This window comes from Acidovorax sp. NB1 (genome assembly GCF_005405905.1).
Classification (GTDB): Bacteria; Pseudomonadota; Gammaproteobacteria; order Burkholderiales; family Burkholderiaceae_C; genus Acidovorax.
Window position 1 is genome coordinate 1 of the sequence record NZ_BJHU01000016.1, and the last position, 26413, is coordinate 26413.

A 26413-nucleotide genomic window follows, 5' to 3' on the forward strand; every position below is an offset into this window, starting at 1 on the left:
CGCAGGAGGGGGCCTCGCCTGACGGCTCGGGAATACCAACTACCAGTTCAAAAAAAGGAGGTGCTACCGAACCATCCAACCTATAGTTATCCACAGCTGGCTTCTAATGGAACCAGCTTCAGCCCCTGGTCAATGTTCGACTGGCACTGCTGATCACGATTGCACTGGCGCTAACAGCATCAGTGCCGATGGAGAAATGCCCTCACTTCTGAGCGTATGGCTATCAGCTACTGACCAATTTGCGGACTGGATCGAGCAGCCATACGCCTCGGACTCTGATCTGCTGACCGCGCTTTGCCAAGCGCAAGTTTCGTTGATGGCCTCTCGCTGAGACCCTGTCTCTCGTCGGCTGCTTTTCTGCGACCGCACTGATTTCTCTCTCGCTTGCCTTCCATCCGCCATTCGTTCGCGGAGGACTACGCACGCTCGTTTGTTTTCGCCGCTTTGTTTCGTTCCCTACCTATGGAGATTCCCATGACCACAACACCCGAATCCACATTAAGTCTGGCGTCATCTTCACCTACCGTCGCCACCGTCATCTACTCCAACACTGCCAAGTTTCCGCTGGGCCAAATCGTCGCCACGCCAGGCGCTTTGGAACTGCTGCAAGAAACTGGCTTCAGCGCGGCAGCCCTGATCAGCCGTCACGTGCATGGCGATTGGGGCGATCTGTGCGACGAAGACCGCGCAGAAAACGACTTCGCCATCTCCCGCAGGTTGCGGATTCTGAGTTGCTATCGGCTGGTCGATGCAGAGCGACTGGCTGCGACACCCAGAGACAAACGTTCGTCGCTTCCAACACTATGGATCATCACTGAAGCCGACCGTAGCGTGACTACGCTGTTGTGTCCAGATGAGTATTGATATGTCCAATGCCGTCTCATCGAAGCGCGCTGAGCCGTCCTACACGTTTCAGCGCGTCCATGCGGCGCTGCAGACTGGCCATGCACTAACTGTTCAACAAAAGCGCGAAGAGCCGGTGCCAGTCTTTATGCAGCAATCGGTTTTGGACGCATCTTGTGGGACTCACATGCTGGCGATGCTGTTGATCACCCTTGGACAGGCTAAGGCGTCGGCACTGCACGACATGTCACGGCGCAAGCATGGTGTAGCAGCTGCAGTTTGGACCGCAATGTCCCCGTACTACTTCACCGGCATCAATCCGAAAGATTGGGTGGATGCAGTGAACAGCCTTGGACTGCCACTTGAACTCACCGCTCGCTACTGCATTGAGCACGAAGTGGATGCCCCCGCCGTCAAATGGCTCATGCAAGGCGATCTGGTTGCCATTGCATTTGCCTCGGTGAAGCATCACCGCACCAAGCATTGGGCTCTCGCGGTAGGTGTGGAGGGTTTGGTGGTCGGGAAAAGCCACTTTCCGCAGCGCATCCTGCTACTGGACAGTGGTGGCGCAGAACCATGTTTCTACGCCCATAACGCACGGCTGCGTTTGCCAGATGCTGGCCCTGGTAGCCGTCGTGCCAAGCCTGGTTGGCATAAAGAGCCCAAGCAGAAGATGATTATCTGGATGCACGAGTCGGAGTCTTGGCAACCTGAGGCGGTTCGGTTGCTAGCGGCCATACGGGTTCGGAGAACGTCATGACACTAAACCGGCGCGAATGTTTGCGGACGCTGGCTCTGGTGTGCATGCCAACTCCTTCTGTCGTGTACTCGGAAAGGGTTCTTGACGATCTGTGGGCGGCGACAGAGCTAGACGCGATGCCAGCATTGGACTGGGGCGATTTGAGCGCGGTGATGGCGTGTTGGGGGCGGTCCACCTGGAACCATGCCGTTACCGGCCATCACTGCGACCTGCAAACCATGCTCCACGACAGCATCACGGCCACCGCACAGCAGGTGTCAGCAGAACACCCATCGACTGTCATCGTGGTGCTACGCGGCGGCTGCGGCTTGCATCTGGATCAGTGCAGGGCGGTATCCAGCGCGTTCCATAGCGCGGTGGCAGCTCGTTCTGAACTGTGGTTTGCAGCAGCGCCTGCCCCGGCATTGGTGGACAAGCTGCGACTGACAGTGGTCGTGAGCGGCTGAACCGAACTGATCAGCACCTACTCAGCGGCAGCTTTACCCGGCACTTTGGCGCGCTTGGCTGCTGGCTTCTTGTCGAGCACCGCTTGATTGGCGCGACGCAGTGGCCCACCCTCGGTGGTGGGTGGATGTGCCAGCCGAATGCCACCGAACAAGTCGGCCAGGGTGATGTTCAGCACGTGGCAGATGGTGGCGAGTGTCAAAACACTCGGGTTCACCAGACCCAGCTCCAGTTTGGACACCCGAGTGCGCTCCACCTCGGCACTCATTGCCAATTCCAACTGCGTCATGCCGTTTTGCTCGCGGAAGTGCCGCAGGTTCTGACCGACCGCCAACGTGATGGCATTCGGTATGAGTCGCACCTTGCGGCGGCGCTGAACCGGCGTCTCGCTGGCAGTGCTTTGTTTCTGTGGGGCAGTCCGTGACATGCTCCACAGGCTCTCGAAATGTGCCTACTGAGGAAACGTCTTATAAGGAACATTACATGCCAGAATGTTCCTTGAGAGGCACAAATTTTTACAATCAACAGGAAGAAAAAATGAACCCCAAAAGAGCTACCGCCGTGACCTTGGCGGCAACGTCCGTGGTCTTGCTGGCTGCATGCGGTGACAAAGCGCCGTCCTGCGCTGATCCGGCCACGGTGTCGCTGGTCCAGCAGATTTACCAGCAGAGCTTTGACAAAGAGCATGCCAGCATGAGCCCTGAGCGCCAGCGCAGCGTGCAGATCACCAGCAAGAACACCAAAGTCACGGTGGAGTCCATCACCACCGCTCGCAGCGACGAATCGACAGGGAAGAAAACCTGCTCAGCGGTCCTGACGGCGGTGATGCCGCAAGACGCCATTCCCACCGATCAACGGATGCTCAATCATCTACGCGGCACGTATGAGCCTCAAGGCGCAGCGTTGGATGGCAATACGGTCAAGGGCAATGTGACCTACACCGTCCAGCGCACCGAAGACAGCAAGGAGGTTCTGGTCAAGCTCACGGGACACTTGGCATTCATGGGGTTGTTCCACGATCTGGCGATGCTCCGGGTGTTCGACAAGAGCGAAGCGGAGATTGCCAAGATCGCTGGAGAAGCTCCACCAGCAGCCGAGGCTAAGCCAGCGGAGCCAACTCCAGCGGAGGTATCGCCAGCCACCCAACCTGCGCCGGCCGTAGCTACGCCACCGCCAGTGAACATGACACCCGCTGCGGCGCCAGTCGCTCCGCCAGCCAACGTGACGGCTGCTGCTCCGGCTGTGGCTGTCCCTCACCTATGTACGGCCGCTGAGACCCCGATCTTTGCGTGTTCCACCGGAAAGAAGCGCGCCTCAGTGTGTATTGGTCGTGCTGGTGGCAATGAGCAGTTGGCGTATCGGATAGCACCGCAGGAAGGCGCAGTGGAGATGGAATATCCGAGTGGTGGCGCTGGTGCGGCTTCAGTTTTCCAGCGTGGCTCACAGGTCGCTCAAGACGGCACTACTGTGAGCTTCTTGTCCTTTGACAAAGGCAACTATCGCTATGTTGTTTATGCCGGTGACGGTGAAAATGGACGCAAGGGAGTGGTGGTGGAGCAGGGCGGCAAACGCATTGCTGATCTGCGTTGCCAAGGTGATGCTATGTCCCGTTTCGACCCCGCGCAGCTTCAAAAGATGGGGCTGAGCATAGACAGCCGGACGCTGCCACTGCAGTGAGCACCTATGTTGGAGTCAAAACAAAAAATGAAAAATCAACCTCGCACCGCTTTTCGCTCGCTTCTTGGTGCCGCAGTGCTATTTGTGGCATCCACCTCATCCTGGGCCGCCTCAGACGATGTGATTCCCATCGAGAAGTACCAACCACCCATCGTGGAGCAGTATCCACCGGCATCGTCCCATGGCTGGAACATGGAGCGACCGCTGGTGAACAATGGGCTCAACCTGTTCGCCGCCAACGTCCCGTCTTATGACGGCAAGGGCATGCTGTTCTCTAGCTGGACAGCACAGAACGGTCGAGTGTTTGAGCGCCCCACCATCATCATCGTTCATGGTGGTCACGGTGTGGCACCCGGCAACCTGGACACCGCTGTGTGGGCCAAACGCAACCTCGACGCCAACATTCTGATTCTCGATTCGTATTGGTCACGGGGGCGCACGGAAAACTGGCTCAGTTGGACTCGCTTTGGTGCCAACATGCGTGTGCTTGATCTAATCGCCGCTGCACGGTTCACACAATCCGAAGGTGCTGATCCTAAGAAGACGTTCGTGATTGGCGACAGCCAAGGCGGATGGACTGTGTTGCGAGCTTTTACCAATCACAACCTCAGTGGCGAAGTGAAGTCACTGCTGGCTGGTGGCGTTTCGCTGTACCCCAACTGCTACGTGAAAGAGTCCATTTTTGGTCGTGCGCCCAGCGGCAGTACGGATCGTGAAGACGCTCCTCCGCTGGGCAACTATGTGGCACCTGTGATCGCTTTCACCGGAACTGCCGACACCGCCACGCCGCTGTCTCAGTGCAACGTGGACAAAGTGTTCAAGGGCGTCGAGAAGTGGACGAACTTTGAAGGCGCCACGCACGCATGGGACTCGCCAACCCGAGGTGTTGGTCGTCGGGCGGAAGACAACGTGTGCACGCGGGCGCTCAACAAGTACAACCCGTTCCCGATTTGCAGCAGCAACAAGTTCACGGACATTACGCGGAGCGACATTCTGGCGTTTGTTGAGAGGCACCTTCCAAAAGCACCGTGACCGATTAAGCGGCACTAGATCAAGCCGGACAGCATTCAATGTGCCAATTGCTCTCAAGACGAATGAGCCTTCGGTGCGATCAGAATTTGTACTGATCGTCCGAGGTGGTCTAGCGGAATCCTATTGAAGCCACCAATGAAAGATGGTTAGAAAAGTGGCTAGAAAACAAAAAAGCCACCTTGCGGTGGCTTTTTGCTTTCTAAATCAATAACTTAGAAAATTTTTGTGGCGGAGAGGGCGGGATTCGAACCCGCGGTGGGGATTAGCCCACACACGCTTTCCAGGCGTGCGACTTAAACCGCTCATCCACCTCTCCGAAGCCCTCGATTATAGCCACAGGTTCCCACCGATCTGAGAGAACGGCGGCATCGAAGGCAAAAAAACTGGTGCTTGTCCGTCCTCAGCCTGCTTTCTGCGACGTCTGTACCATCTTCATGGCCGAGCCGATCAAGGCCGACACCTCGGTCATGTTGCTGGGCACGATGAGGGTGGTGGTGGCGTCGGATGCCACCTGGCTGTAGGCGTCCACGGCCTTCTCTGCGACCTTGAGCTGCACGGCCTGTTCGCCGCCAGGCTGGCGGATGGCGGTGGCCACGCGCTCGATGGCCTCTGCGGTGGCCTGGGCCACGGCGCGAATGGATTCGGCCTCGCCCATGGCCTTGTTGATGACAGCCTGTTTTTCACCTTCGGAGCGGGCAATGAAGGCTTCGCGCTCGCCGGTGGCGATGTTGATCTGTTCCTGGCGGCGGCCTTCAGAAGCCGCAATCAGCGCGCGCTTTTCGCGCTCGGCAGTGATCTGGGCCTGCATGGCGTGCAGGATTTCCTTCGGCGGTGTGAGGTCCTTGATTTCGTAGCGCAGTACCTTCACGCCCCAGTTCAGCGCAGCCTCGTCGATGGCCTGCACGACCTGGGCGTTGATGATGTCGCGCTCCTCGAAGGTCTTGTCCAGCTCCAGCTTGCCGATCACGGACCGCAGCGAGGTCTGTGCCAGCTGCGTGACGGCCATGATGTAGTTGCTGGAACCGTAGCTGGCTCGCATGGGGTCGGTGACCTGGAAATACAGGATGCCGTCCACCTGCAGCTGCGTGTTGTCGCGCGTGATGCAGACCTGGCTGGGCACGTCGAGCGGAATTTCCTTGAGGCTGTGTTTGTAGGCCACCTTGTCCACAAACGGCACCAGGAAGTTCAGGCCCGGTGTGAGGGTGCCTGCATATTTGCCCAGCCGCTCTTTCACCCAGGCGTTTTGCTGGGGCACGACCTTGACGGAGCGTGCGATGAATATCACGGCAATGATGAGAATGACGATGGCGACTTCCATGGGAAACCTCTCTTTTTTTGTGAGCTGCAAAGCTAAAGTGATGGCCGGTCTCTAAAGTGGATCCACCAGAAGGCGATTGCCCACCAATTCCGCCACCCGGTGCATCCCGGTGGAGGGTGTGACGCCAGGGCGGTGAATGGCGATCCAGGACGCGCCCCGATATTTCACGGTGGTGGTTCCATCAGGGTTCCAGCCCTCGATCAGGATCGTTTCTCCCACATCCAGATTCACACTGCGGTCGGCGCGGGCAGAGGGCTCTCCAGGCTTTTTCTTCTTGAGGTAGTACCAGCCCACCACAGCACCGCCGCCTACCAAGGCTGCTGCCACCAGTTGAGCCGCAATGGGCAGTCCCAGATGGGCTGCCAAAGCTGCCGCCGCGAGACCTACGGCCACCATCAGCAGATAAAACGTCCCGGTAAGCAGCTCCGCAACGACCACTGCCCCCGCTGCCAGCCACCAGATGGTGGATGCCTCCATGCTGAACCTCCTTGGGTCGGTTGTGTTTAGTGCACCACATTCTGGGTCAAAAGAGTGGCAGTTCAAAGGCGCGTCAACGTTATTCCTTACACTTCGCGCCTATTTCGTTTTTTGGCCGGGCAGGGCACGTTTGCACGGAGGCTGCGCATGAAGTTTCGCTTTCCCATCATCATCATCGATGAAGACTATCGTTCCGAGAACACCTCGGGTCTGGGTATCCGCGCCCTGGCGCAGGCCATCGAGGCCGAGGGCTTTGAGGTAGTCGGGGTCACCAGCTATGGGGATTTGTCCCAATTTGCGCAGCAGCAAAGCCGCGCCAGCGCATTCATCTTGTCCATCGACGATGAAGAGTTCACTGTTGGCGAGGGGCTGGACCCCATCGTTCTGAGCCTGCGCAACTTCATCGGCGAAGTGCGTCGCAAGAACGCCGAAGTGCCTATTTACGTGCACGGCGAGACCAAGACCAGCCGCCACCTGCCCAATGACATCCTGCGCGAGCTGCACGGTTTCATCCACATGTTCGAGGACACCCCCGAATTCGTGGCGCGCCACATCATCCGCGAGGCCAAGAGCTACCTGGAAAGCGTGCAGCCGCCGTTCTTCAAGGCCTTGCTGGATTACGCCGAAGACGGCTCGTACAGCTGGCACTGCCCCGGCCACTCGGGCGGCGTGGCGTTTTTGAAGAGCCCCGTGGGCCAGATGTACCACCAGTTCTATGGTGAGAACATGCTGCGCGCCGACGTGTGCAACGCGGTGGAAGAGCTGGGCCAGCTGCTGGACCACAACGGCGCCATTGGTGAATCGGAGCGCAACGCCGCGCGCATCTTCAATGCCGACCACTGCTTCTTCGTGACCAACGGCACGTCCACATCGAACAAGATGGTGTGGCACCACACGGTGGCGCCGGGCGACGTGGTGGTGGTGGACCGCAACTGCCACAAGTCCATCCTGCACAGCATCATCATGACCGGGGCCATCCCCGTGTTCATGAAGCCCACGCGCAACCACTTCGGCATCATCGGGCCCATTCCGCAAAGCGAGTTTGAGCCTGCTGCCATCCAGGCCAAGATCAAGGCCAACCCGCTGCTCAAGGGCGTGGATGCGAAAAAGGTCAAGCCGCGCGTGCTCACGCTCACACAGAGCACCTACGACGGCGTGCTCTACAACACCGAGACCATCAAGGGCATGCTTGACGGTTACGTGGACAACCTGCACTTTGACGAGGCCTGGCTGCCGCACGCCGCCTTCCACCCGTTCTACGGCAGCTACCACGCCATGGGCAAGAAGCGCACGCGCCCCAAATATTCGGTGACGTACGCCACGCAGTCCATCCACAAGCTGCTGGCCGGCATCAGCCAGGCATCGCATGTGCTGGTGCAGGACTCGCAGACCGCCAAGCTCGACAGGCACCTCTTCAACGAGGCCTACCTGATGCACACGTCCACGTCGCCTCAATACAGCATCATCGCCAGCTGCGACGTGGCCGCAGCGATGATGGAGCCGCCCGGCGGCACCGCGCTGGTGGAGGAAAGCCTGCTCGAAGCCCTGGACTTCCGCCGCGCCATGCGCCAGGTGGAGGAAGACTTCGGCAAGAACGACTGGTGGTTCAAGGTCTGGGGCCCCGACAAGCTCGTGGACGAGGGCCTGGGCCGTGCCGAGGACTGGATCATCCGCAGCGATGGCAAGGGCAAGAAGAGCGGCAGCAAGTGGCACGGCTTTGGCCAGCTGGCCGATGGCTTCAACATGCTGGACCCGATCAAGTCCACCATCGTCACGCCGGGCCTCAACCTCGACGGCAAGTTCGACAAGACAGGCATCCCCGCGTCCATCGTGACCAAGTACCTCGCCGAGCACGGTGTGGTGGTGGAGAAGACGGGCCTGTACAGCTTCTTCATCATGTTCACCATCGGCATCACCAAGGGCCGCTGGAACACGCTGCTCACGGCGCTGCAGCAGTTCAAGGACGACTACGAGAAGAACCAGCCCATGTGGCGCATCCTTCCGGAGTTCTGCCAGCAGCACAAGCGCTATGAGCGCATGGGCCTGCGCGACCTGTGCCAGCATGTGCACGAGATGTACGCCAAGTACGACATCGCCCGCCTGACGACCGAGATGTACCTGTCGGACCTCACGCCCGCCATGAAGCCCTCGGACGCCTATGCACACATTGCGCACCGCACGACCGAGCGGGTCGAGATCGACCACCTCGAAGGCCGCATCACCGTGGGCCTGGTCACGCCGTACCCGCCGGGCATTCCGCTGCTAATCCCCGGCGAGGTGTTCAACAAGAAGATCGTGGACTACCTCAAGTTCGCCCGCGAGTTCGCCAAGCTGTGCCCGGGTTTCGAGACCGACATCCACGGCCTGGTGGAGGTGGAGGACGAGAATGGCCAAGTGCGCTTCTACGCCGACTGCGTGGCGTAGCCAACCATGCCAGACAAGGAGCCTGGGCCTTTGGCTCCTGTCAAGAATCTGGCGAAAGTAAACGAAGACGGGTGTTACGGGCGCAACCTGTAGTCACTGTCTTTGCGCGGGTGTATATACACCTGCCTCCCAAAAATCGCTCCCCCGGCATGGCTGGCGGAGCGATTTTTTTTGTGCACTTGAATCCGCTGAGGTGGCGCTGCCGTATTGACTCTTAGCCGCGTGGTTCGCATGCGGTGACGACTGTCTTCACCTACCTTTCAGGAGATTCTCATGACCTTCCGATTCAACGCCCGCCTCGCCACCATTGCCCTGGCTGCTGCAGTGACCGCTGCTGCAGTGCCCGCGATGGCACAGGTCATGGTGGGCGGTGCGCCCATGCTGGCCAGCAAGGACATCATCGACAACGCCGTGAATTCCAAGGACCACACCACGCTGGTGGCGGCAGTCAAGGCGGCTGGTCTGGTGGATACGCTCAAGGGCCCTGGTCCGTTCACCGTGTTTGCGCCCACCAATGCAGCATTTGCCGCATTGCCCGCAGGCACGGTGGACACGCTGCTCAAGCCCGAGAGCAAGCCCACTTTGACCAAGGTGCTCACCTACCACGTGGTGGCTGGCAAATACGACGCAGCAGCCTTGTCCAAGCTGATTGCCGATGGCAAAGGCATGGCCAGCCTCAAGACCGTGGCGGGCGGCGCACTCACTGCCAAAGCCAGCGGCAACGCCATCATGGTGATGGACGAAAAGGGCGGTACGGCCACGGTGTCGATTGCCGATGTGTACCAGTCCAACGGCGTGATCCACGTGGTGGACAAGGTGTTGTTGCCCAACTGATGGGTGATGATGGGCGAAAGGTAGGGTCGCCCGCAGCCTCCGCGCAGCCTTTAGCGAGGTGGCTGCATATCGCTCCGCACCCGCACAAAACTTGCAAAACGCGGCAGGCCGCCGTCGTGCGTGCCGCGAAAGCGGTAGGTCACCCAGCTGCCAATGGGCGGCGGATCGGCGCGGTCGGCATCGGTCAGCCCTGCGCCCAGCTTGAAGCGCTGGCCGGTGGGCATTTCCACCAGCAGTGCGCCCAGCCGCCCGGCGTGTTTGCCCTTGCCGGGCAGGTGGCCCACCACCAGGGCCTCGGTGTCTTCGTGGGTTTTGAGTTTGATGAGATCGTCGCTGCGGCCCGAGCGGTACAGCGAACTGCCCTTGTGCAGCATCAGCCCCTCGCCGCCAGCGCGCACCGTGCGCTGCAGAAGGGCCTGCAGGGCAGCATCGGTGGCCACACGCTGCTGCGGCACGGCCTGCACCCAAGGCTGGTGGATTTGCGCCACCAGCGCTTTCAAGGCGGTGAGGCGATCGTCAAACGGGCCGGCCTGGGCGGGCAGGTCAAACACCATGAAGCGCATCTGCCGCCAGGCCGCATCGTCAGGCTGTTGCTGGCGCGTGGTGGACTGGGCATGTGCAAAACGCCCGCGCCCGGCCCACAGCTCGCCGTCCATGGGGGTGGCAGGCCAGCTTGCGGTGAACCACGCGGGCGCCGCCACGGTTTCACCGCCGCGCGTGCGCAGCGTGTGGCCGTCCCAATAGCCGCGCACGCCGTCGTACTTCTCGCTCACCCAATAGTCGGCCAGCGGCATGCCGGGGCGGTACACGTTGGCCAGCAGCAGGGCAGGGGGCTCTGCCGCATGCACTGCCGTCGCCGTGGGCAGCAGGCCCAGCATCGCCAGGCCCAGGCAGTGCCTGCGGGTTAGATTGCTATTGAAAATATAGCTGCTTGCGCTTGATGGACGCGCGGTAGCAGCCATTTTTCTTTAGATTTTGATGTGATCCGACGCGTGGTGTGCTCAGACTTGGTCGGCAGACAGGCCCGCCGTCTGGCTGAAGCCGCCGTCCACGTAGGTGATCTCGGCCGTCATGCCGCTGGCCAGGTCGGACAGCAGGAAGGCTGCCACGTTGCCCACGTCTTCAATCGTCACATTGCGGCGCAGGGGCGAGGCATCGGCCACGCGGCTGAGCAGCTTGCCGAAGTCCTTGATGCCGCTGGCTGCCAGGGTCTTGATGGGGCCCGCGCTGATGCCGTTGGCGCGGATGCTGCGGCCGTCTTCGGTGCGGCCCACGGCTTCGGCCAGGTAGCGCACCGAGGCTTCGAGGCTGGCCTTGGCCAGGCCCATGGTGTTGTAGTTGGGGATGGAGCGCAGCGCGCCCAGGTAGCTCAGGGTGATCAGCGACGACTTGTCATTCAGGTAGGGCAGGGCCGCCTTGGCCATGGCCGGGAAGCTGTAGGCGCTGATGTCGTGCGCAATGCGGAAGCCTTCGCGGCTCAGGCCTTCGAGGAAGTTGCCCGCAATCGCCTCGCGCGGCGCAAAGCCGATGCTGTGCACAAAGCCGTCAAATTGGGGCCAGGTCTGCGACAGCTCGGTGAACATGCGCTCGATCTGCTCGTCGCTGGCCACGTCGCAGTCAAACACCAGCTTGGAGTTGAACTCGGCTGCGAAGTCGGTGATGCGGTCCTTGAAGCGCTCGCCCACGTAGCTGAATGCCAGCTCGGCACCTTGCTCGTGGCAGGCCTTGGCAATGCCGTAGGCGATGGAGCGGTTGGACAAAACACCTGTGATGAGCAGCTTCTTGCCGGTCAGAAAACCCATGTTCAATCTCCTTTTGGAATAGCGGAATGTGGGCCGGCGGGCGGGGGCATAGGGGTATGCGCTAAGTGCCACGGGGGCCGGCGAACGTAGTGCAGAATTGTCGCATGCGCCTTGTAGCAGTCTGTTCTCGCTGGGCCCGCGCGGCGTTGTGTGCTGTGTGTGGCATGGTTTTGGGTCCTACCTCCTGGGCCGCACATGCCTATGCCCAATTCGGCGATGTGAAGTACCCGCCTGGTTTCACGCATTTTGACTATGTCAATCCGAGTGCTCCCAAGGGGGGCGAGATTCGCCTGGTTCCGCCGATTGCAGTCACCAATTTCGACAAGTTCAATCCGTTCACGCTGAAGGGAACGCCGCCTGCGGGGATGCTGGAGCTGGTTTTCGAGTCCCTGTTGATCGGCAATTCAGAGGAGCCGTCCACAGGGTATGGCTTGCTCGCAGAAGATGTGGAAGTGGCGCCGGATGGTTTGTCGGCCACCTTTCGCATTCGCAAGGAAGCGCGATTCAGCGATGGGTCTGCAGTGATGGCCGCCGATGTGGTCCATTCTTTCAACACCCTGATGAGCAAGCAGGCATCGCCGCAGTTCAAGACGATCTTTGGGGATATCAAAGCGGTCCGGGCCCTGGCTGAGCGCTTGGTCAAATTTGAATTTGCCAGTTCCAATCGAGAACTGCCGCTTGTGGCTGGGAGTGTCCCGGTCTTCAGCCGGAAATGGGGGGCTGGAAAGCCCTTCGATGCAGTCATCACAGATGTGCCCATTGCCTCGGGGCCCTACCGGCCCTCCAGTGGGCAGCTGGGGCGCGACATCACCTACGTTCGCGACAAGAACTACTGGGGGGCTTCCTTGCCGGTGCGCAAGGGTCTCTATAACTTCGATCGCATCACCTACAAACTCTATCTCGATGACACCAGCCGGTTTGAGGGACTCAAAGCGGGTGAATATGACCTGAAGCGGGAGTTCGTTTCCAAAAACTGGGCGCGCCAATACAAGGGTAAGGCCTTTGACTCCGGAGCCGTCAAGAAGCAGGTGTTCGAGCACCGCAATCCTGGTGATTTCCAGGGCTACACATTCAACCTGCGCAACCCCAAGTTCAAGGACATTCGCGTTCGCAAGGCCATTGCGCTGACGATGGACTTCGAGTGGCTCAATCGCCAGATGTTTTATGGTTTGTACAAGCGGGTGGAGGGGTATTTCCCGAACAGTGACTTCCATGCGTCGGGGCTGCCAGGGCCTGCAGAAATGGCTTTGCTGGAGCCGCTGCGCGACAAGCTGAGTCCCGACGTGTTTGGCCCGGCCTTGCGATCACCGAGTACGCTGCCTCCATCCAGTTTGCGGGACAACCTGCGCCAGGCGAAACAGTTGCTGGCGGAGGCAGGCTGGGTCTACCGTGACGGAGCCCTGAGAAATGCCCAGGGCGATGCGTTTGAGATGGAGTACCTGAATGCACAGCCGTCCTCGGTGCGGCTGGTCAGCCCCATGCAGATTGCTTTGAAAAAGCTGGGGATCAATCTGAAGATACGCAATGTGGACGGAGCCCTCTACCAGCAGCGAATGGATGAGTTCGAATTCGAGCTGGGCAGCCTTCGCATACCAGGACGGACTTCCCCAGGCAGCGAACTTTTTGAATACTTTGGCTCCAAGGCCGCCGCGACACCCGGCTCGGCCAACATGTGGGGCATTGCCGATCCGGCAGTGGACAGCCTGATTCGTTCCGTGCTCAGTGCCCAGACCAAGGCGGATGTATCGGCTGCGATGCGCGCGCTGGATCGTGTTTTGTCCCACGGCTATTACTCGATTCCCCAGTGGTACAGCGATGAGTTTTTCGTGGGCTATCGGCCCGCTGGTTTTGTGTTGCCCTCGACAATTCCGCCCTATTACCAGCCGGATTCTTGGGCTGCCGCCACGTGGTGGGCTTCGCCAACCAACCGCTAGGGTCACACCGCATGCTCAGCTACATACTCAAACGCATCTTGTTGATGGTGCCCACGCTGCTGGGGGTGCTGCTGCTGACCTTTGTGGTCATCCAGTTTGTGCCCGGCGGGCCGGTGGAGCAACTGGTGTCGCAGTTGCAGGGGCGCTCCTCTGGTGGGGAGGGGGCTTCGCCGAGTTCAGGAGCAGGGGGGGACTACCGTGGCCGCCAAGGGTTGAGCCCGAAGCAACTGGAGGAAATCAAGGCGCTGTACGGGTTCGACAAGCCTGCGCATGAGCGCTTCGCGCAAATGCTTTGGTCGTTTGCACGGTTTGACCTCGGGCAGAGCTTCTATCAACGAAAGGCCGTCTCTGACCTTGTGCGTGAAAAGCTCCCCGTTTCAATAAGCCTGGGTCTGTGGACTTTTTTCATCAGCTATCTGGTGGCCGTGCCGCTGGGTGTGGCAAAGGCGGTGCGGGCCGGGTCACGGTTTGATCTGGTCACCACCTTGCTCATCCTGGTCGGCTACGCCATACCCGGCTTCGTGCTGGGTGTGGCGCTCTTGGTGATCTTCGGCGGGCAACTGCAGTGGTTTCCGCTTCGGGGGCTCACATCGGCCAACTGGGAGCAACTGTCCTGGGGCGCGCGCATCGTGGACTATTTGTGGCACATCACGCTTCCCGTCACGGCCATGGTGCTGGGCAGTTTTGCCGTCACGGCCATGTTGACCAAAAACGCGTTCCTCGAGGAAATCCGCAAGCAGTATGTGCTCACGGCCCGCGCCAAGGGCCTGAGCGAGCGCCAGGTGCTGTGGAAGCATGTGTTCCGCAATGCGCTGATTCCCATCATCACGGGCTTTCCCGCTGCCTTCATCGGCGCGTTCTTCGCAGGTTCGCTGCTCATCGAAACCCTGTTCTCGCTCGATGGCCTGGGTCTGCTCAGCTACGAGAGCGTGATCCGCCGCGACTACCCGGTGGTGCTGGGCACGCTGTATTTGTTCACGCTGATCGGGCTGTTGACCAAGCTCATCAGCGACCTTTGCTATGTGTGGGTGGACCCGCGCGTGAAGTTTGACTAGCCCGAACGCACCGATGGCCCCGATGAGTCCTGCCGCTACACCGCTTTCACTCTCCCCGTCCCGCCGCGCCTGGCTGCGCTTCAAGCGCAACCGTCTGGGGTACTGGAGCCTGCTCATTTTCTGCGCCCTGGTGCTGATCAGCCTGGGGGCTGAACTGGTCAGCAATGACAAGCCGCTCATCGTGCGTTACGAAGGGCAGACCTATTTCCCCATGCTCAAGGACTACCCCGAAAAGACTTTCGGGGGTGACTTCGAGACCCCCACGGATTACCTTGACCCTTTCATCAAGGAGCGGCTGAGCATGGGCAGCAATTGGGCGCTGTACACCCTGAACCCCTACGGCCCCAACACGCTCAACTACTTTGCCAAGGCGCCCAACCCCTCGGCCCCCACGGCCGACAACTGGCTGGGCACGGACGACCGGGGGCGTGACCTGCTCGCGCAGCTGCTGTACGGCTTTCGGGTGAGTGTGTTGTTTGGCCTGGCGCTCACCATGACCGGCGTGATTCTGGGGGTGGTCACTGGCGCCATCCAGGGGTTTTTTGGCGGCAAGACCGACCTTGCCTTTCAGCGGTTTATCGAGATCTGGGGCTCCATGCCCGAGCTGTATTTGCTGATCATCTTCAGCGCGGTGTTTGCGCCCAGTGTGTCGCTGCTGCTCATTTTGCTGAGCCTGTTCGGCTGGATGGGGCTGTCGGACTATGTGCGTGCCGAGTTCCTGCGCAACCGTCAGCTCGACTACGTGAAGGCGGCCCGCGCGCTGGGGGTGAGCAATACGCAAATCATCTGGCGGCACATCCTGCCCAACAGCCTCACGCCCGTGGTCACCTTTTTGCCGTTCCGCATGAGTGCGGCCATCCTGGCACTCACCTCGCTCGACTTTCTGGGCCTGGGGGTGCCGCCCGGCACGCCGTCGCTGGGCGAGTTGCTGAGTCAGGGCAAGAACAGCATTGATGCGTGGTGGATCTCGCTGTCTACCTTTGCCGTGCTGGTCACGACCCTGTTGCTGCTGACGTTCATGGGCGATGCGCTGCGCGATGCGCTCGACCCCAGAAAGGCCGACCTGTGATAGCGACCTCATCGGCCATGAATCTCGCCTTGCTGCAGGTACAGGACCTGCATGTGCGCTTTGGCCCTAAAGAGGTGGTGCGTGGCGTCAACCTCCACATTGCCGCAGGCGAAAAGCTTGCCCTCGTGGGCGAGTCCGGCTCGGGTAAGACCATCACCGCGCTCAGCCTGCTGCGCCTGGTGGGCGATGCCACCATCACCGGTCAGGCCCACCTGCAAGGGCGTGGCGACCTGCTGGCATTGACCGAGCGCGAGATGCGCGGTGTGCGCGGCGACGACATTGCCATGGTGTTCCAGGAGCCCATGACCGCGCTCAATCCATTGATGACGATTGGCGCGCAGATTGCCGAAATTTTGCAGCTCAAGCGCGGCCTCACAGGCGCCCAGTGCGCGCAGGCCACCATCGATCTGCTGGCACAAACGGGCATCCCCGAGCCCGCGCGCCGTGCCAACAGCTTTCCGCACCAGCTCAGCGGCGGCCAGCGCCAGCGCGCCATGATCGCCATGGCCCTGGCCAGCGCGCCCAAGCTGTTGCTGGCCGACGAGCCCACCACGGCGCTGGACGTGAGCCTGCGCGGGCAGATACTGGACTTGCTGAGCGACCTGCAACGTCAGACCGGCATGGCCGTGCTGCTCATCACGCACGACCTGAACCTGGTGCGCCGCTTTGCCGACCGCGTGGCCGTGATGGAGCAGGGCGTGCTGGTGGAGCAGGGCACCGTGGCCGATGTGTTTGGCGCCCCGCAGCATGCCTACACCCGCCGCCTGATCGCCAGCCAGCCGCGCCGCGATGTGGTCGAGGCCGACCCGCCTGCTGACACCGCGCCCGTGGTGCAGACGCAGGATCTGCGCGTGGCCTACCCCACGCCGCTGCCGGGCCTGAAGGGCTGGTTCCAAAAGGGCGAGTTTGTGGCGGTGCAGGGCGCCGCGCTGCAATTGCTGCCGGGGCAGACGCTGGGCGTGGTGGGCGAATCGGGCTCGGGCAAGTCCACGTTGGCCCAGGCCATCCTGGGGCTGTTGCCTGCCAAGGGGCAGTTGCAGGTGGGCGGCCAGGCGTGGCAGCAGCCCGCCATGCGCAACACGCCCACCAACCAGCAGTTGCGCCGCCGGGTGCAGGTGGTGTTTCAAGACCCGTTCTCGTCCCTGTCGCCGCGTCTCACGGTCGAGGAGATCGTGGGCGAAGGCCTGAAGGTGCACGAACCAACGTTGACCGTGGCCGAGCGCCGCAGCCGCGTGGAAGCCATGCTGGCCGAGGTGGGCCTGACCGAAGCGCAGTTCCCGCGCCTGCTGGCGCGCTATCCGCACGAATTCTCGGGCGGCCAGCGCCAGCGCCTGGCCATTGCGCGTGCCCTCATCGTGCAGCCGCAGGTGCTGGTGCTGGACGAACCCACCAGCGCCCTCGACGTGACCATCCAGCAGCAGGTGCTGGGCCTGTTGCAGCGCCTGCAAAAAGAAAAAGGCCTGAGCTACCTGCTCATCACCCACGATGTGGATGTGATCCGCGCCATGGCGCACGATGTGCTGGTGATGAAGGATGGCGCGGTGCTGGAAAGCGGCCCTGTGAATGTGGTGCTGGATGCGCCGCAACACCCCTACACGCAGCGCCTGGTGGCGGCTGCCAGCGCACCGGGCGTGGCGGGCTGATGGACTGACGGGCTGGGGTGGCCTGTCAGCGTGCCCGCCCGCAGCATGCGGTTGCGCATGCTGCCCGGCCGTGGAAAGATGCCTGCATCCCCCGCAACCCGCCAGCACATACCCGCCGCAGCCACCATGCCACCAACCACCCCTGACTCCATGCCAGATCAGCTCCCCACCCTGCCAGGCTGCGGCGACGTAGCGCCCCAGGTGGACCTGGGCGTGGTGTATCGCCAGGCCCACGCCCTGGTGGCTCCCGGTTCATGTGTGACCGCGCTGCACTTGGGCTCCGAGCACAGTGAGCTTGCAACGGGGCAGGAGCCCACGAAGCCTTCGGCCACGCTGACGCTGGCCCTGGGCCAGCAGAAAACGGTGCGTGATTTTTTTCGCAGTGCTGTGCCGACACCGCTGGAGCTGGAAACCGCCATCGCCTGGGTCGAAGACGAGGTCTATGCGGCCCATGTGCGCCACCGCCAATGGGTGCCCGAGGGGCACACAGCCTTGCTGTTATCCGTCGATCCGATGCTGCATGAGATCGCCACTTTGGCGGGCGTTGCGCCAGGGGCCGAGCGGGTGCTGACGCTGGAGGCCATGGAGCGGCTTTTCAACCGGCTCGCCGCAGTGGTGCAAGGCCGCCCTGCCGCGCATGAAGGGCTGCCCGCCAGCCCCGCTTTTGCGGCCAGCTTGCTGATCTTGCGCGAGCTGATGCACCACATGCCTTTTGCGCACATCACCTTGCTGGACAAACGGTAAGTGCCGTTAAAGGGGGCGCGGCGGGGGAGCGCCGGTGCGACACCCGCTGGAGTCGCCGCTGTGGGCTGCGGGCCCTTCAGGCAAAGGTATCGACGGACTCCCCCAGCCCTGGCGCGGGGCGGGTGCGGTGTGTGCCGCCGACAGACGCCTGCCGGTCTGCCCGGGCCCGCTGTTGGGCCTGTTGCTGCGCCTGCATTCTGTCCACCTGCTCCTGCTGCGTCTGGCGCTGGATGGCGGCAATCTGCTGCTGCACCATCTGGATCTGCGCCTGCAGCAGCTTCGCCTTCGCCTGCTTGGCCTTGGTCTCCATGTTCTGCCCGGCCAAGCTGCGCAGTTCGTTGGTCAGCTCGCGCAGCTGCTTTTGCAGTTTGTTGATGTCGCTGGCGGCGCTGGCGCTGGACGCGGCGCCCGAAGACGAGGTGGCACTGGATATCTGCATGCCGCTTTATCGGCAATTCGGCGGCAATCTCAAGGGTTGCGCTGGCGCATGGTGCTGGTCCTGGTGCCCCACCGTGTGCCCTGGGCGCGTCATGCCGGTCGCGGCGCCGCAAACCAGTCCCGCAGGAAGTCTGCCAGCGCCCGCGTCTTGGCCGACAGGTCGCTGCGCGTGGGGTACACCAGCGTCACGTCGGCCGCAGGCGGGGCCCACGCGGACAGCACGCGCACAAGGCGGCCTGCGGCCAGGTGGGCCGCCACGTCCCATTCGGAGCGCATGAGCACGCCGTGGCCCTCCAGGGCCCAGGTGGTGGCGGCGGCGCCGTCGTTGGTGCTGAGCATGCCGCGCACCTTCACGGTTTCCTGCCGCTCGCCCTGGTGCAGGTGCCAGGTGCCATAGGTCTCGTCGCTCTCGCGGATCACGATGCACTGGTGGGCCAGCAGGTCGGCCGGCTGGGCGGGCTCGCCGGCCTGGGCCAGGTAGGTGGGCGATGCGCAGAGCAGCCGCTGGTTGGCCATCAGCCGCCGTGCCGTGAGGCGCGAGTCCGGCAGGTCGCCAAAGCGCACGGCCGCGTCAAAGCCTTGCTCCACCAGGTTCACGGTGCGGTCCGTCAGGTGCAGCTGCACTTCCACCTCGGGGTAGGCGCGGGCAAAGGCCGACAGCGCGGGCGCGATGTGCACGCGGCCGAAACCCAGCGTGGAGGCCAGTTTGATCAGCCCCCGGGGCGAGCTGCGGGCGCCGGCCACCGTGCGCTCCAGCGCCTCCAGGTCGCCCAGGATGCGGGCGCCGTCGAGCAGGTAGGTCTCGCCCTCGGGCGTGAGGCGGATGCGTCGGGTCGTGCGGTGCAGCAGGCGCACGCCCAGGCGGTGCTCCAGCTGCGCCAGGCGCCGGCTCACCGCCGGCGGGGTGATGCCCATCTGCTGCGCGGCCGCCGCCAGGCTGCCTTCCTTCATGAGCAGCGCAAAAAAGCGCAGGTCAGAAAAGCCGTCCATGGGTGCTTGATTCGTGCGTTGAATTTATGAATGAAGTAATTTTGACGGTATTTATGGCTTTGGACATCACTCCTAAGATCCCAACCACAACACATACCGCAGGAGACAAGCCCCATGACGACACTTCCGACGCTCCGCCGCCGCCTGGCCAATGCCACTGTGGCTAGCGTGGCTGCTGTGGCAGCCGCCACGCTGGCCCTGCTGGCGGCCCCCGCCGCCCTGGCCCAAGGCGCGGCCTACCCCGGCAAGGCCATCAAGCTGGTCGTGCCCTACGCCCCGGGCGGCAGCGCGGACATCGCTGCGCGGATGGTGACGGACGAATGGGGCAAGGCCCTGGGCGGCTCGCTGTTCATCGAGAACAAGGGCGGTGCGGGCGGCAACATCGGCGTGGACATGGTCGCCAAGGCGCAGCCCGACGGCTACACCATCGGCCTGCAAACGGTGTCGCTGGCCATCAACCCCGCCCTCACGGCCCGGATGCCCTACGACACCCTGAAGGACCTCGTGCCCATCGGCATGGTGGCCAGCTCTCAGCACGTGCTGGTGGTCAACAACGCGGTGCCGGCCAAGAACCTCAAGGAGCTGCTTGCGCTGCTCAAGGCCAAGCCGGGCCATTACACCTACGGCTCGGCCGGGCCGGGCAGCACCTTTCACATGTCGGCCGAGCTGTTCAAGGCCGTGGCGGGCACGCCCATCGTCCATATTCCGTACCGTGGCGGCGGCCCGGCCATGATCGACACCATGTCGGGCCAGGTGGCGATGAGCTTCCCCGTGCTGTCGGCCGCGCAGCCGCATGTGCAGGCCGGCAAGCTGCGCGCCCTGGGCGTTACCGGCACGAAGCGCTCTGCGCTGATGCCCGATGTGCCCACCATTGCCGAGGCGGGCCTGCCGGGCTATGCGTTTGAAACCTGGTTCATCGTGTTCGCGCCGGCCGGCACGCCCAAGCCCATCATCGAGCGGCTCAACACCACGCTGAACCAGGCACTGGGCACCCCCGCGCTCAAGGAGCGCATGGCCAAGGACGGCTTCGACCCCATTCCCTCGACCCCCGAGCAGGCCCGCGTCCGGCTGGAGACGGAGATGCCGCAATGGGCCAAGCTCATCAAGGAGCGCGGCATCACGGCCGAATAGACCACTGCGACGACACCATGACCATGACCACGACCCCGCTCTTCCCCGGCTTCAATGCCCACCGCCTGCCCACGCCCGACGGCCAGCACATCCATGCACTGGTCGGCGGCACGGGCCCGGCCTTGCTGCTGCTGCACGGCCACCCGCAGACATCGGCCATCTGGCACAAGGTGGCGCCCTTGCTGGCGCAGCACTTCACGCTGGTGCTGGCGGATCTGCGGGGCTACGGCGACTCGGCCAAGCCCGCCGGCGATGCCGAACACCTGCTCTACAGCAAGCGCACCATGGCCGCCGACATGCTGGCCGCCATGCAGCACCTGGGCCATGCGCGCTTTGCCGTGCTGGCCCACGACCGCGGCGCCCGCGTGGCGCACCGCCTGGCGGCCGACCACCCCGAGGCGGTCTCGCGCATGGTGCTGCTGGACATCGCGCCCACCCTGGCCATGTACGAGCAGACCAGCCAGGCCTTCGCCCGCGCCTACTGGCACTGGTTCTTCCTGATCCAGCCCGCGCCGCTGCCCGAGCGCCTGATCGAGGCCGACCCCGCCGCCTACGTGCGCGACGTGATGGGCCGGCGCAGCGCCGGCCTGGCGCCGTTCGACCCACGGGCCCTGGCCGAGTACGTGCGCTGCCTGGGCCTGCCGGGCGCGGCCCACGGCGTCTGCGAGGACTACCGTGCCGCCGCCGGCATTGACCTGGTGCACGACAGGGCCGACCGCGATGCGGGCCGCCAGCTCGCCATGCCGCTCCTGGCCCTGTGGGGCGAGCAAGGCGTGGTGCACCAGTGCTTCAAGCCGCTTGCAGAGTGGCAGCGCGTGGCGGCCGACGTGCGCGGCCACCCGCTGCCCTGCGGCCACTACATCGCCGAAGAGGCGCCCGAGGCGCTGCTCGACGCCGCCTTGCCGTTCCTTCTTGCCGGCCGGTAACAGCACACAAAAACACACACCACGATGACCATGACCACCCCCTCCACGCTCTACCAGAAGCTGGTCGCGTCGCACACCGTCGCCGTTCTCGATGAACAGAACGTGCTGCTCTTTTGCGACCTGCACCTGATGAACGAATACACCAGCCCCCAGGCCTTCGCCGGCCTGCACGAGGCCGGGCGCGGCGTGCCCGTGCCGGGGCAGAACGTGGCGGTGGTGAGCCACATCATCCCCACCCACCCCGTGCGCTGGCGCACCATCCAGGACCCGCCCTCGGCCCTGCAGGCCAGCAACCTCAAGGCCAACTGCGACCGCCACCACATCCCGCTGTTCGACACCAACGACCCGCTGCAGGGCATCGAGCACGTGATCGCGCCCGAGCACGGCATGGTGCGCCCGGGCATGGTCATCATTTGCGGCGACAGCCACACCACCACCTACGGCGCGCTGGGGGCGCTGGGTTTCGGCATCGGCACGTCCGAGGTGGAGCATGTGCTGGCCACGCAAACCCTGGTCTATCGCCTGGCCAAGGACATGCGCATCCGCGTGGATGGCCGTCTGCCCACGGGCACCACGGCCAAGGACCTGATCCTTCTCATCATCAGCCGCATCGGTGCGCAGGGCGCGCGCGGCTTTGTCGTCGAATTCAGCGGCAGCGCCATCAGCGCGTTGTCGGTGGAGGCGCGCTTCACGCTGTGCAACATGGCGGTGGAAGCGGGTGCGCGCGGCGCGCTGATCGCCCCGGATGCCACCGCCATCGACTACGTGCTGGCCAAGGCCCCCGACATCACCGGCGGCGTGCGCGAGCAGGCCCTGGCCCACTGGGCCACGCTGCACTGCGACGAAGATGCCGTGTTCGACGTGGAGCACGTGTTCGACGCGGCCGAGGTGGCCCCCTTCGTCACCTGGGGCACCAGCCCCGACCAGGCCATGGCCGTCAACGCCACCGTGCCCCGGCCCGAGGACATCACCGACGCCGTGCAGCGCGGCAGCGCCGAGCAGGCCCTGCGCTACACGGCCCTGTCCGCCGGCCAGCCGCTGGCGGGCGTGGCGGTGCAGCACGTGTTCATCGGCTCGTGCACCAACGCCCGCATCGAAGACCTGCGCGAGGTGGACCGCATCGTCGGCAGCCGCCGCGTGGCCCCGGGCGTGCGCGCGATGGTCGTGCCCGGCTCGGGCGCGGTGAAGGCCCAGGCCGAGGCCGAAGGCATCGCCGCGCGCCTGGTGGCGGCCGGCTTCGAATGGCGCCGGCCCGGCTGCTCCATGTGCCTGGCCATGAACGACGACGTGCTGGCCCCGGGCCAGCGCTGCGCCTCCACCACCAACCGCAATTTCGAAGGCCGCCAGGGCAGGGGGGCGATCACGCACCTGATGAGCCCGGCCATGGCCGCCGCCGCGGCCGTCACCGGCTGCATCACCGACGTCAGAACCCTGGAGGTGACTGCATGAGCGCCGACAACACCAACACCACCTTGCGCGGCAGGGCCGCACTGCTCGACATCGCCAACCTGGACACCGACCAGATCATGCCCAAGCAGTTCCTGCGCGGCATCGACAAATCGGGCCTGGCGCCGGGCCTGCTGTACGACCTGCGCTTTGACGGCGCCGGGCAGCCGCGCGAAGACTTCGTGCTCAACCAGCCAGCGTTTGCCGGCACCGATGTGCTGCTGGCGGGCAGCAACTATGGCTGCGGCTCCAGCCGCGAGCATGCCGTGTGGGGCATGCAGCAGTACGGCTTCAAGGCCGTGGTGGCGTCGAGCTTTGGCGAGATCTTCTACTCCAACGCCATGAACAACCGCCTGCTGCTGGCGATGGTGAGCGAGGACGATGCCCAGGCCTTCATGCGCGAGGCCCGTGCCACCCAGGGGCCACTGGCGATGGAGATCGATGTGGAGCAGCGCCAGGTGCGCACGGCAGGGCACAGCGCACCGTTCACCATCTCCGAGCGGCACCGGCGCATGTTCATCGACGGCCTGGATGTGATCGGTGCCTCGTTGACCTACGGGGACCAGATCACGGCGTTTGCCCAGCGCCACTGGGAGGCCCAGCCCTGGGTGAAGGATGTCGCGCGGCGCACGCGTGAGCGCCTTGCTGCGGCGGCCGGCCCGGCTTGAGGGGACGAGGCGGCCGGGCCGCACGGCCCGCGTGCCTGGCTACCTGGCGGCAGACTTGGCCGCCTGCTGGCTACCTGGCGGCAGACTTGGCCGCCTGCTGGCTACCTGGCGGCAGACTTGGCCGCCTGCGCCGCCTTCTGGGTCTTGTTGTAGACCTCCATCACGGTGGAGAAGTCACGCTCGAAGTTGATGGGCAAGAAAGTGTCGTTGCCCGGCAGCAGCTGGCGCAGCTTGGGCGAGAAGCTGTAGCTGTACGAGCACTTCTTCACGCGCGCCTGCAGCTCGGGCGACACGTCCTTGCCCAGGGTCCAGGTCTCGGTCATGAAGGGCGGGCTCTCCCACAGCGTGCGGATGCTCGATCCCTTCACGTCGCCCTTGACCACCATGCGCTGGTACAGGTCGCTGGCCACGGCTGCGGCGGGGTAGAAGCCGTGCATCACGCCGGTCACCGAGCGCTCGTGTCCGTTGGAGAACACCACCTCGTAGTTCTGGTCCGGCACCAGCCCGATGGCCGGGAACAGTGCGCGCGGCGCCAGGTTGCCCGAGTTGGATGTGGGTGTGGAATGGGCAATCTTCTTGCCGATAAGGTCTTTGGGCTCCTTGAAAGGGCTGTCCACGCGCGAGATCAGGATCAGCGTGTAGGAATTGCGTTTGCCGCTGGCCTTGTTGCCGGGCACACCAAACGGGGCGGGTTGGCCAGCACCCACCAACTGGGGCACCAAGCCGGGGTTGACCTGCGCCAGCTGCGCCTTGCCGGTGAGTAGGCTGTCGATCAGTTCCTTTTCGCCCAGCACATCGATGTTGGTGCTCTTCTCCAGCGATTCGCCCTGCTGGTTCTGCAGATCGACGTTGCCGCAGCGTGCCAGGTGGTTGAAGTAGTCGCCCCACAGCAACATGGTCTCGGCCTTGGCATAGGTCTTGGGCATGGCTACCACCAGCTTTTCACGCGGGCTGTTGGTGAACTGGCTGGCGGCTTGTGCCGCAGCTGCGGGCCTGGCCGGTGCGGCGCGCTCAGTTTGCGCAGCCGCAGGGCCCAGCGTGAGCGCAGCGCCAGACAGCAAGGCATAGAAACGGGCGTTGAATCGCATGGTGGTGTCCTCTCCGGTGTTTTGGTTGTGTGATCGGGCCCAGCCCGCGCGCCCGGAGTATGCAGGAGCTTGATGCTCAGATCGGGCACGCAGGCGACTCTGCACAGGTGCTTTGAACACTGGACAATTTGTAAACTCGCTGCCTCGGCGCACTGGACAAGGCGGTAAGGGACAGAGGCAGGGCTGCTCCGCACAATCTCCACACTCCACCACTGCAGGCCTTCAACCCCGTTCGAGTCCCATGTCGCAGAACACACTCACGCTACAACTGTTCTTTGAAGATCCGATCAAGCTCAAGATCGGCCAGCTGGTCTACCAGTACATGTGCGCAGACAACACCGAGCAGGCCCAGCGCTGGGCCAACAAGCTGGGCGCCCCTAGCCTGGAGGCGCTGTGGGACATGGAATGGTTCAACCAGTCCGCGTCCGCCGCGCCGTCGCACCTGGTGCTGCAGTTCGACACCGGCACCAGCGGCGACCTGCCCTTGCTGCAGATCGAAACCCTGTTCAGGCACGGCCTGCAGGCTGCGGTGCTGGAGGTGTTCTACGACCAGGTCGGGGAAACCGAGCGCATGCACTTCGACCGGGGCCAGTGGGTGTCACGCCAGGCGTTCACGGACGCCAACCCGCAGTGGCGCGCTGAGGTGGAGCCCGCGCACCAGGACGGCGAAAGCCACGACGGGGAGGCCGAAAACCGCTACGCCTGTTCCAAAGACCCGGCCAAGCCGCTGGCCGTGGCCAAGCTGCGCCAGCAGGAAGAAAAGCGCAAGCGCGAGGCCCGGGAGGCGGCCGAGGCGTTTGTCGAAATGGCGCGGGCCATGGGCAAAAGCGGCAAGTCGCCCGTGCAGGGGCTGATGGCCGTGCTGCTGTTGCGGGCCGGGTTCAAAGGGCTGGTGCATGCGGTGGTCTTTACGGTGGTCACCGTGCTGCTGTTCAAGGGCTTCTGGCTGTGGATGGGCGTGGGGCTGGTGCTGGCCGTGGCGCTGCCGCTGTACTACATGGCCACTGAACACAAAGAGCTGCGCGGGGACGACGGGGACGATGGCCCCGCCACGGTGATGGCAGCGCAGTAAAAAGAGTCTCAGGAGAACAACAACATGCTGACGCAAATCGAATGGTGGGGCGGGGTGATTTTTGTGCTGGGGGCACTGACCTACCGCATGGTCATGGGGGCGCTGGAGCGGCCGGTGGAGGGCTTCCCCTGGTATCGGCTCATGATGCACGTGTTCTTTCTGGCCCCGGCCGCGCTGCTGGCGGGCTATTTCTATCCGCTCACGCAGCCCGCGCTGCAATACGGCTACCTGACGCTGCTGGCCATTTCGCTGCTGATCGTGGCCGTGATGCTGGTGCAGGAGATGACCGGCGATTCGGGTGAGGGCAAAGAAGAGGGGCGCAGCAAAGAGCCCTTGAAGGAGGGCGCAAAAGCCGAGGCCGAAGACTACGAAGAGCCCGGCTGGCTGATGTCGGTGGTCGGCGCCATCGTGCTGTACAGCCCGGTGCTCACGGCCTGTGGCTTGGCCTGCGCCAAGGCTTGGCCCATGGTGCAGCCGCTGCTCTAGCGCATCGGCAACGCCGATACCTTGCGGCGGGTGGCTGGGCACCGATGACAATGCCCGCCAGCCAACCGCCGCTTTTCTGCTGCCCGGGCCACCTTTTAGTTCTAGCGCGTCC

The 26413-nt window shown here is 63.3% G+C and carries 25 protein-coding genes, 1 tRNA gene and 1 pseudogene; 18 read left to right on the forward strand and 9 right to left on the reverse strand.

Going from position 1 to position 26413, the window contains the following annotated elements; translation table 11 throughout:
- The first annotated feature begins 474 nt into the window (after positions 1-474).
- From AvAM_RS06715 to AvAM_RS06725, 3 genes are read left to right on the forward strand one after another with little or no spacing between them, the layout of a single operon-like run.
- Positions 475-864 (forward strand): type I restriction endonuclease subunit M, encoded by a 390-nt coding sequence (locus AvAM_RS06715; protein WP_249367985.1) that lies wholly within the window; start codon positions 475-477, stop codon positions 862-864.
- Between the two features lies 1 nt (position 865).
- A complete protein-coding gene (locus AvAM_RS06720; RefSeq protein ID WP_249367987.1) occupies positions 866-1603 on the forward strand; it encodes a hypothetical protein in 738 nt (245 codons plus the stop codon).
- On the forward strand, positions 1600-2049 hold the full coding sequence (locus AvAM_RS06725) for a hypothetical protein (protein ID WP_137746360.1): 450 nt from the start codon (positions 1600-1602) through the stop codon (positions 2047-2049). Before AvAM_RS06720 ends, AvAM_RS06725 begins: the two co-directional genes overlap by 4 nt.
- A 17-nt stretch (positions 2050-2066) precedes the next feature.
- Here the strand turns inward: AvAM_RS06725 and AvAM_RS06730 are convergent, their stop codons facing one another.
- Positions 2067-2474 carry a helix-turn-helix domain-containing protein gene (locus AvAM_RS06730; protein WP_137746361.1) on the reverse strand — a complete coding sequence of 136 codons (408 nt, stop codon included), beginning with the start codon at positions 2472-2474 and terminating at the stop codon, positions 2067-2069.
- Positions 2475-2530: 56 nt separating this feature from the next.
- Between AvAM_RS06730 and AvAM_RS06735 the strand changes: the two genes are divergently transcribed.
- A complete protein-coding gene (locus AvAM_RS06735) occupies positions 2531-3724 on the forward strand; it encodes a hypothetical protein (protein WP_249367989.1) in 1194 nt (397 codons plus the stop codon).
- 6 nt (positions 3725-3730) lie between these two features.
- Positions 3731-4756: a dienelactone hydrolase family protein gene (locus tag AvAM_RS06740; RefSeq protein ID WP_249367991.1), complete on the forward strand. Its 1026-nt coding sequence runs from the start codon at positions 3731-3733 to the stop codon at positions 4754-4756.
- A 226-nt stretch (positions 4757-4982) separates the two neighbouring features.
- Here the strand turns inward: AvAM_RS06740 and AvAM_RS06745 are convergent.
- The 3 genes from AvAM_RS06745 to AvAM_RS06755 form a co-directional block, all read right to left on the reverse strand.
- Positions 4983-5072: transfer RNA gene (locus tag AvAM_RS06745), tRNA-Ser, on the reverse strand.
- Positions 5073-5156: 84 nt separating this feature from the next.
- Positions 5157-6074: an SPFH domain-containing protein gene (locus tag AvAM_RS06750; RefSeq protein WP_137746362.1), complete on the reverse strand. Its 918-nt coding sequence runs from the start codon at positions 6072-6074 to the stop codon at positions 5157-5159.
- Positions 6075-6125: 51 nt separating this feature from the next.
- Positions 6126-6551 (reverse strand): NfeD family protein, encoded by a 426-nt coding sequence (locus tag AvAM_RS06755; protein WP_137746363.1) that lies wholly within the window; start codon positions 6549-6551, stop codon positions 6126-6128.
- A gap of 147 nt (positions 6552-6698) precedes the next feature.
- Between AvAM_RS06755 and AvAM_RS06760 the strand changes: the two are divergent.
- Together AvAM_RS06760 and AvAM_RS06765 are read left to right on the forward strand one after the other, a co-directional pair.
- A pseudogene (locus AvAM_RS06760) lies at positions 6699-9068 on the forward strand (Orn/Lys/Arg decarboxylase N-terminal domain-containing protein).
- Between the two features lie 180 nt (positions 9069-9248).
- Entirely contained in the window at positions 9249-9809 is a 561-nt protein-coding gene (locus tag AvAM_RS06765; protein ID WP_137746364.1) for a fasciclin domain-containing protein, read from the forward strand.
- A 50-nt stretch (positions 9810-9859) separates the two neighbouring features.
- On the opposite strand, the gene AvAM_RS06770 is transcribed toward AvAM_RS06765, so the two are convergent.
- Both AvAM_RS06770 and fabI read right to left on the reverse strand, forming a co-directional pair.
- Entirely contained in the window at positions 9860-10687 is an 828-nt protein-coding gene (locus AvAM_RS06770) for a DNA ligase (RefSeq protein WP_137746365.1), read from the reverse strand.
- Positions 10688-10810: 123 nt separating this feature from the next.
- Positions 10811-11611, reverse strand: coding sequence for an enoyl-ACP reductase FabI (gene fabI / locus AvAM_RS06775; RefSeq protein WP_137746366.1), 801 nt, complete (start codon positions 11609-11611; stop codon positions 10811-10813).
- A gap of 104 nt (positions 11612-11715) precedes the next feature.
- Between fabI and AvAM_RS06780 the strand changes: the two genes are divergently transcribed.
- The 5 genes from AvAM_RS06780 (at position 11716) to AvAM_RS06800 (ending at position 18056) form a co-directional block, all read left to right on the forward strand.
- Positions 11716-13545, forward strand: coding sequence for an extracellular solute-binding protein (locus AvAM_RS06780; protein ID WP_249367993.1), 1830 nt, complete (start codon positions 11716-11718; stop codon positions 13543-13545).
- Positions 13546-13556: 11 nt separating this feature from the next.
- A complete protein-coding gene (locus tag AvAM_RS06785; protein ID WP_137746367.1) occupies positions 13557-14600 on the forward strand; it encodes a microcin C ABC transporter permease YejB in 1044 nt (347 codons plus the stop codon).
- A 13-nt stretch (positions 14601-14613) separates the two neighbouring features.
- Positions 14614-15669, forward strand: a complete 1056-nt coding sequence (locus AvAM_RS06790) for an ABC transporter permease (RefSeq protein WP_171012151.1) — start codon at positions 14614-14616, stop codon at positions 15667-15669.
- A 17-nt stretch (positions 15670-15686) separates the two neighbouring features.
- Positions 15687-17312, forward strand: a complete 1626-nt coding sequence (locus tag AvAM_RS06795) for an ABC transporter ATP-binding protein (protein WP_137746369.1) — start codon at positions 15687-15689, stop codon at positions 17310-17312.
- 150 nt (positions 17313-17462) lie between these two features.
- A complete protein-coding gene (locus tag AvAM_RS06800; RefSeq protein ID WP_212742259.1) occupies positions 17463-18056 on the forward strand; it encodes a hypothetical protein in 594 nt (197 codons plus the stop codon).
- A 76-nt stretch (positions 18057-18132) separates the two neighbouring features.
- On the opposite strand, the gene AvAM_RS06805 is transcribed toward AvAM_RS06800, so the two are convergent.
- Together AvAM_RS06805 and AvAM_RS06810 are read right to left on the reverse strand one after the other, a co-directional pair.
- On the reverse strand, positions 18133-18495 hold the full coding sequence (locus AvAM_RS06805; RefSeq protein ID WP_137746370.1) for a FlxA-like family protein: 363 nt from the start codon (positions 18493-18495) through the stop codon (positions 18133-18135).
- 89 nt (positions 18496-18584) lie between these two features.
- Positions 18585-19484, reverse strand: a complete 900-nt coding sequence (locus AvAM_RS06810; protein WP_137746371.1) for a LysR family transcriptional regulator — start codon at positions 19482-19484, stop codon at positions 18585-18587.
- 114 nt (positions 19485-19598) lie between these two features.
- Between AvAM_RS06810 and AvAM_RS06815 the strand changes: the two genes are divergently transcribed.
- Genes AvAM_RS06815 through leuD form a run of 4 tightly spaced genes read left to right on the forward strand, consistent with a single transcriptional unit; the run spans position 19599 to position 23655 of the window.
- Positions 19599-20615, forward strand: coding sequence for a tripartite tricarboxylate transporter substrate binding protein (locus tag AvAM_RS06815; protein ID WP_137746372.1), 1017 nt, complete (start codon positions 19599-19601; stop codon positions 20613-20615).
- Between the two features lie 23 nt (positions 20616-20638).
- The gene (locus tag AvAM_RS06820) at positions 20639-21541 is read left to right on the forward strand and encodes an alpha/beta fold hydrolase (RefSeq protein WP_137746373.1); all 903 of its coding nucleotides are present in this window, start codon (positions 20639-20641) and stop codon (positions 21539-21541) included.
- A 30-nt stretch (positions 21542-21571) separates the two neighbouring features.
- Positions 21572-22990: a 3-isopropylmalate dehydratase large subunit gene (leuC, locus tag AvAM_RS06825; protein WP_137746571.1), complete on the forward strand. Its 1419-nt coding sequence runs from the start codon at positions 21572-21574 to the stop codon at positions 22988-22990.
- A complete protein-coding gene (gene leuD / locus AvAM_RS06830; protein WP_137746374.1) occupies positions 22987-23655 on the forward strand; it encodes a 3-isopropylmalate dehydratase small subunit in 669 nt (222 codons plus the stop codon). The genes leuC and leuD overlap by 4 nt, the downstream gene beginning before the upstream one ends.
- Positions 23656-23756: 101 nt before the next feature.
- Here leuD and AvAM_RS06835 read toward each other — a convergent pair whose 3' ends face one another.
- Positions 23757-24743, reverse strand: coding sequence for a PhnD/SsuA/transferrin family substrate-binding protein (locus tag AvAM_RS06835; RefSeq protein WP_137746375.1), 987 nt, complete (start codon positions 24741-24743; stop codon positions 23757-23759).
- Between the two features lie 241 nt (positions 24744-24984).
- On the opposite strand from AvAM_RS06835, the gene AvAM_RS06840 reads away from it, so the two are divergent.
- Both AvAM_RS06840 and AvAM_RS06845 read left to right on the forward strand, forming a co-directional pair.
- Positions 24985-25815, forward strand: coding sequence for a hypothetical protein (locus AvAM_RS06840; protein ID WP_212742260.1), 831 nt, complete (start codon positions 24985-24987; stop codon positions 25813-25815).
- 24 nt (positions 25816-25839) lie between these two features.
- The gene (locus AvAM_RS06845) at positions 25840-26301 is read left to right on the forward strand and encodes a hypothetical protein (protein ID WP_137746376.1); all 462 of its coding nucleotides are present in this window, start codon (positions 25840-25842) and stop codon (positions 26299-26301) included.
- The last annotated feature ends 112 nt before the right edge of the window (positions 26302-26413 follow it).

What these genes read in the sequence shown, in the direction of transcription:
- AvAM_RS06815 (WP_137746372.1), top strand. Translation starts at nt 19,599, where the DNA reads ATGACGACACTTCCGACGCTCCGCCGCCGCCTGGCCAATGCCACTGTG.
- AvAM_RS06810 (WP_137746371.1), bottom strand. Translation starts at nt 19,484, where the DNA reads ATGGACGGCTTTTCTGACCTGCGCTTTTTTGCGCTGCTCATGAAGGAA.
- AvAM_RS06725 (WP_137746360.1), top strand. Translation starts at nt 1,600, where the DNA reads ATGACACTAAACCGGCGCGAATGTTTGCGGACGCTGGCTCTGGTGTGC.
- AvAM_RS06720 (WP_249367987.1), top strand. Translation starts at nt 866, where the DNA reads ATGTCCAATGCCGTCTCATCGAAGCGCGCTGAGCCGTCCTACACGTTT.
- AvAM_RS06730 (WP_137746361.1), bottom strand. Translation starts at nt 2,474, where the DNA reads ATGTCACGGACTGCCCCACAGAAACAAAGCACTGCCAGCGAGACGCCG.
- AvAM_RS06780 (WP_249367993.1), top strand. Translation starts at nt 11,716, where the DNA reads ATGCGCCTTGTAGCAGTCTGTTCTCGCTGGGCCCGCGCGGCGTTGTGT.
- AvAM_RS06795 (WP_137746369.1), top strand. Translation starts at nt 15,687, where the DNA reads ATGAATCTCGCCTTGCTGCAGGTACAGGACCTGCATGTGCGCTTTGGC.
- AvAM_RS06750 (WP_137746362.1), bottom strand. Translation starts at nt 6,074, where the DNA reads ATGGAAGTCGCCATCGTCATTCTCATCATTGCCGTGATATTCATCGCA.
- AvAM_RS06805 (WP_137746370.1), bottom strand. Translation starts at nt 18,495, where the DNA reads ATGCAGATATCCAGTGCCACCTCGTCTTCGGGCGCCGCGTCCAGCGCC.
- AvAM_RS06715 (WP_249367985.1), top strand. Translation starts at nt 475, where the DNA reads ATGACCACAACACCCGAATCCACATTAAGTCTGGCGTCATCTTCACCT.
- AvAM_RS06840 (WP_212742260.1), top strand. Translation starts at nt 24,985, where the DNA reads ATGTCGCAGAACACACTCACGCTACAACTGTTCTTTGAAGATCCGATC.
- AvAM_RS06770 (WP_137746365.1), bottom strand. Translation starts at nt 10,687, where the DNA reads ATGCTGGGCCTGCTGCCCACGGCGACGGCAGTGCATGCGGCAGAGCCC.
- fabI (WP_137746366.1), bottom strand. Translation starts at nt 11,611, where the DNA reads ATGGGTTTTCTGACCGGCAAGAAGCTGCTCATCACAGGTGTTTTGTCC.
- AvAM_RS06820 (WP_137746373.1), top strand. Translation starts at nt 20,639, where the DNA reads ATGACCACGACCCCGCTCTTCCCCGGCTTCAATGCCCACCGCCTGCCC.
- AvAM_RS06835 (WP_137746375.1), bottom strand. Translation starts at nt 24,743, where the DNA reads ATGCGATTCAACGCCCGTTTCTATGCCTTGCTGTCTGGCGCTGCGCTC.
- leuD (WP_137746374.1), top strand. Translation starts at nt 22,987, where the DNA reads ATGAGCGCCGACAACACCAACACCACCTTGCGCGGCAGGGCCGCACTG.
- AvAM_RS06845 (WP_137746376.1), top strand. Translation starts at nt 25,840, where the DNA reads ATGCTGACGCAAATCGAATGGTGGGGCGGGGTGATTTTTGTGCTGGGG.
- AvAM_RS06800 (WP_212742259.1), top strand. Translation starts at nt 17,463, where the DNA reads ATGCCAGATCAGCTCCCCACCCTGCCAGGCTGCGGCGACGTAGCGCCC.
- AvAM_RS06765 (WP_137746364.1), top strand. Translation starts at nt 9,249, where the DNA reads ATGACCTTCCGATTCAACGCCCGCCTCGCCACCATTGCCCTGGCTGCT.
- AvAM_RS06740 (WP_249367991.1), top strand. Translation starts at nt 3,731, where the DNA reads ATGTTGGAGTCAAAACAAAAAATGAAAAATCAACCTCGCACCGCTTTT.
- AvAM_RS06735 (WP_249367989.1), top strand. Translation starts at nt 2,531, where the DNA reads ATGCCAGAATGTTCCTTGAGAGGCACAAATTTTTACAATCAACAGGAA.
- AvAM_RS06790 (WP_171012151.1), top strand. Translation starts at nt 14,614, where the DNA reads ATGGCCCCGATGAGTCCTGCCGCTACACCGCTTTCACTCTCCCCGTCC.
- AvAM_RS06755 (WP_137746363.1), bottom strand. Translation starts at nt 6,551, where the DNA reads ATGGAGGCATCCACCATCTGGTGGCTGGCAGCGGGGGCAGTGGTCGTT.
- AvAM_RS06785 (WP_137746367.1), top strand. Translation starts at nt 13,557, where the DNA reads ATGCTCAGCTACATACTCAAACGCATCTTGTTGATGGTGCCCACGCTG.
- leuC (WP_137746571.1), top strand. Translation starts at nt 21,572, where the DNA reads ATGACCACCCCCTCCACGCTCTACCAGAAGCTGGTCGCGTCGCACACC.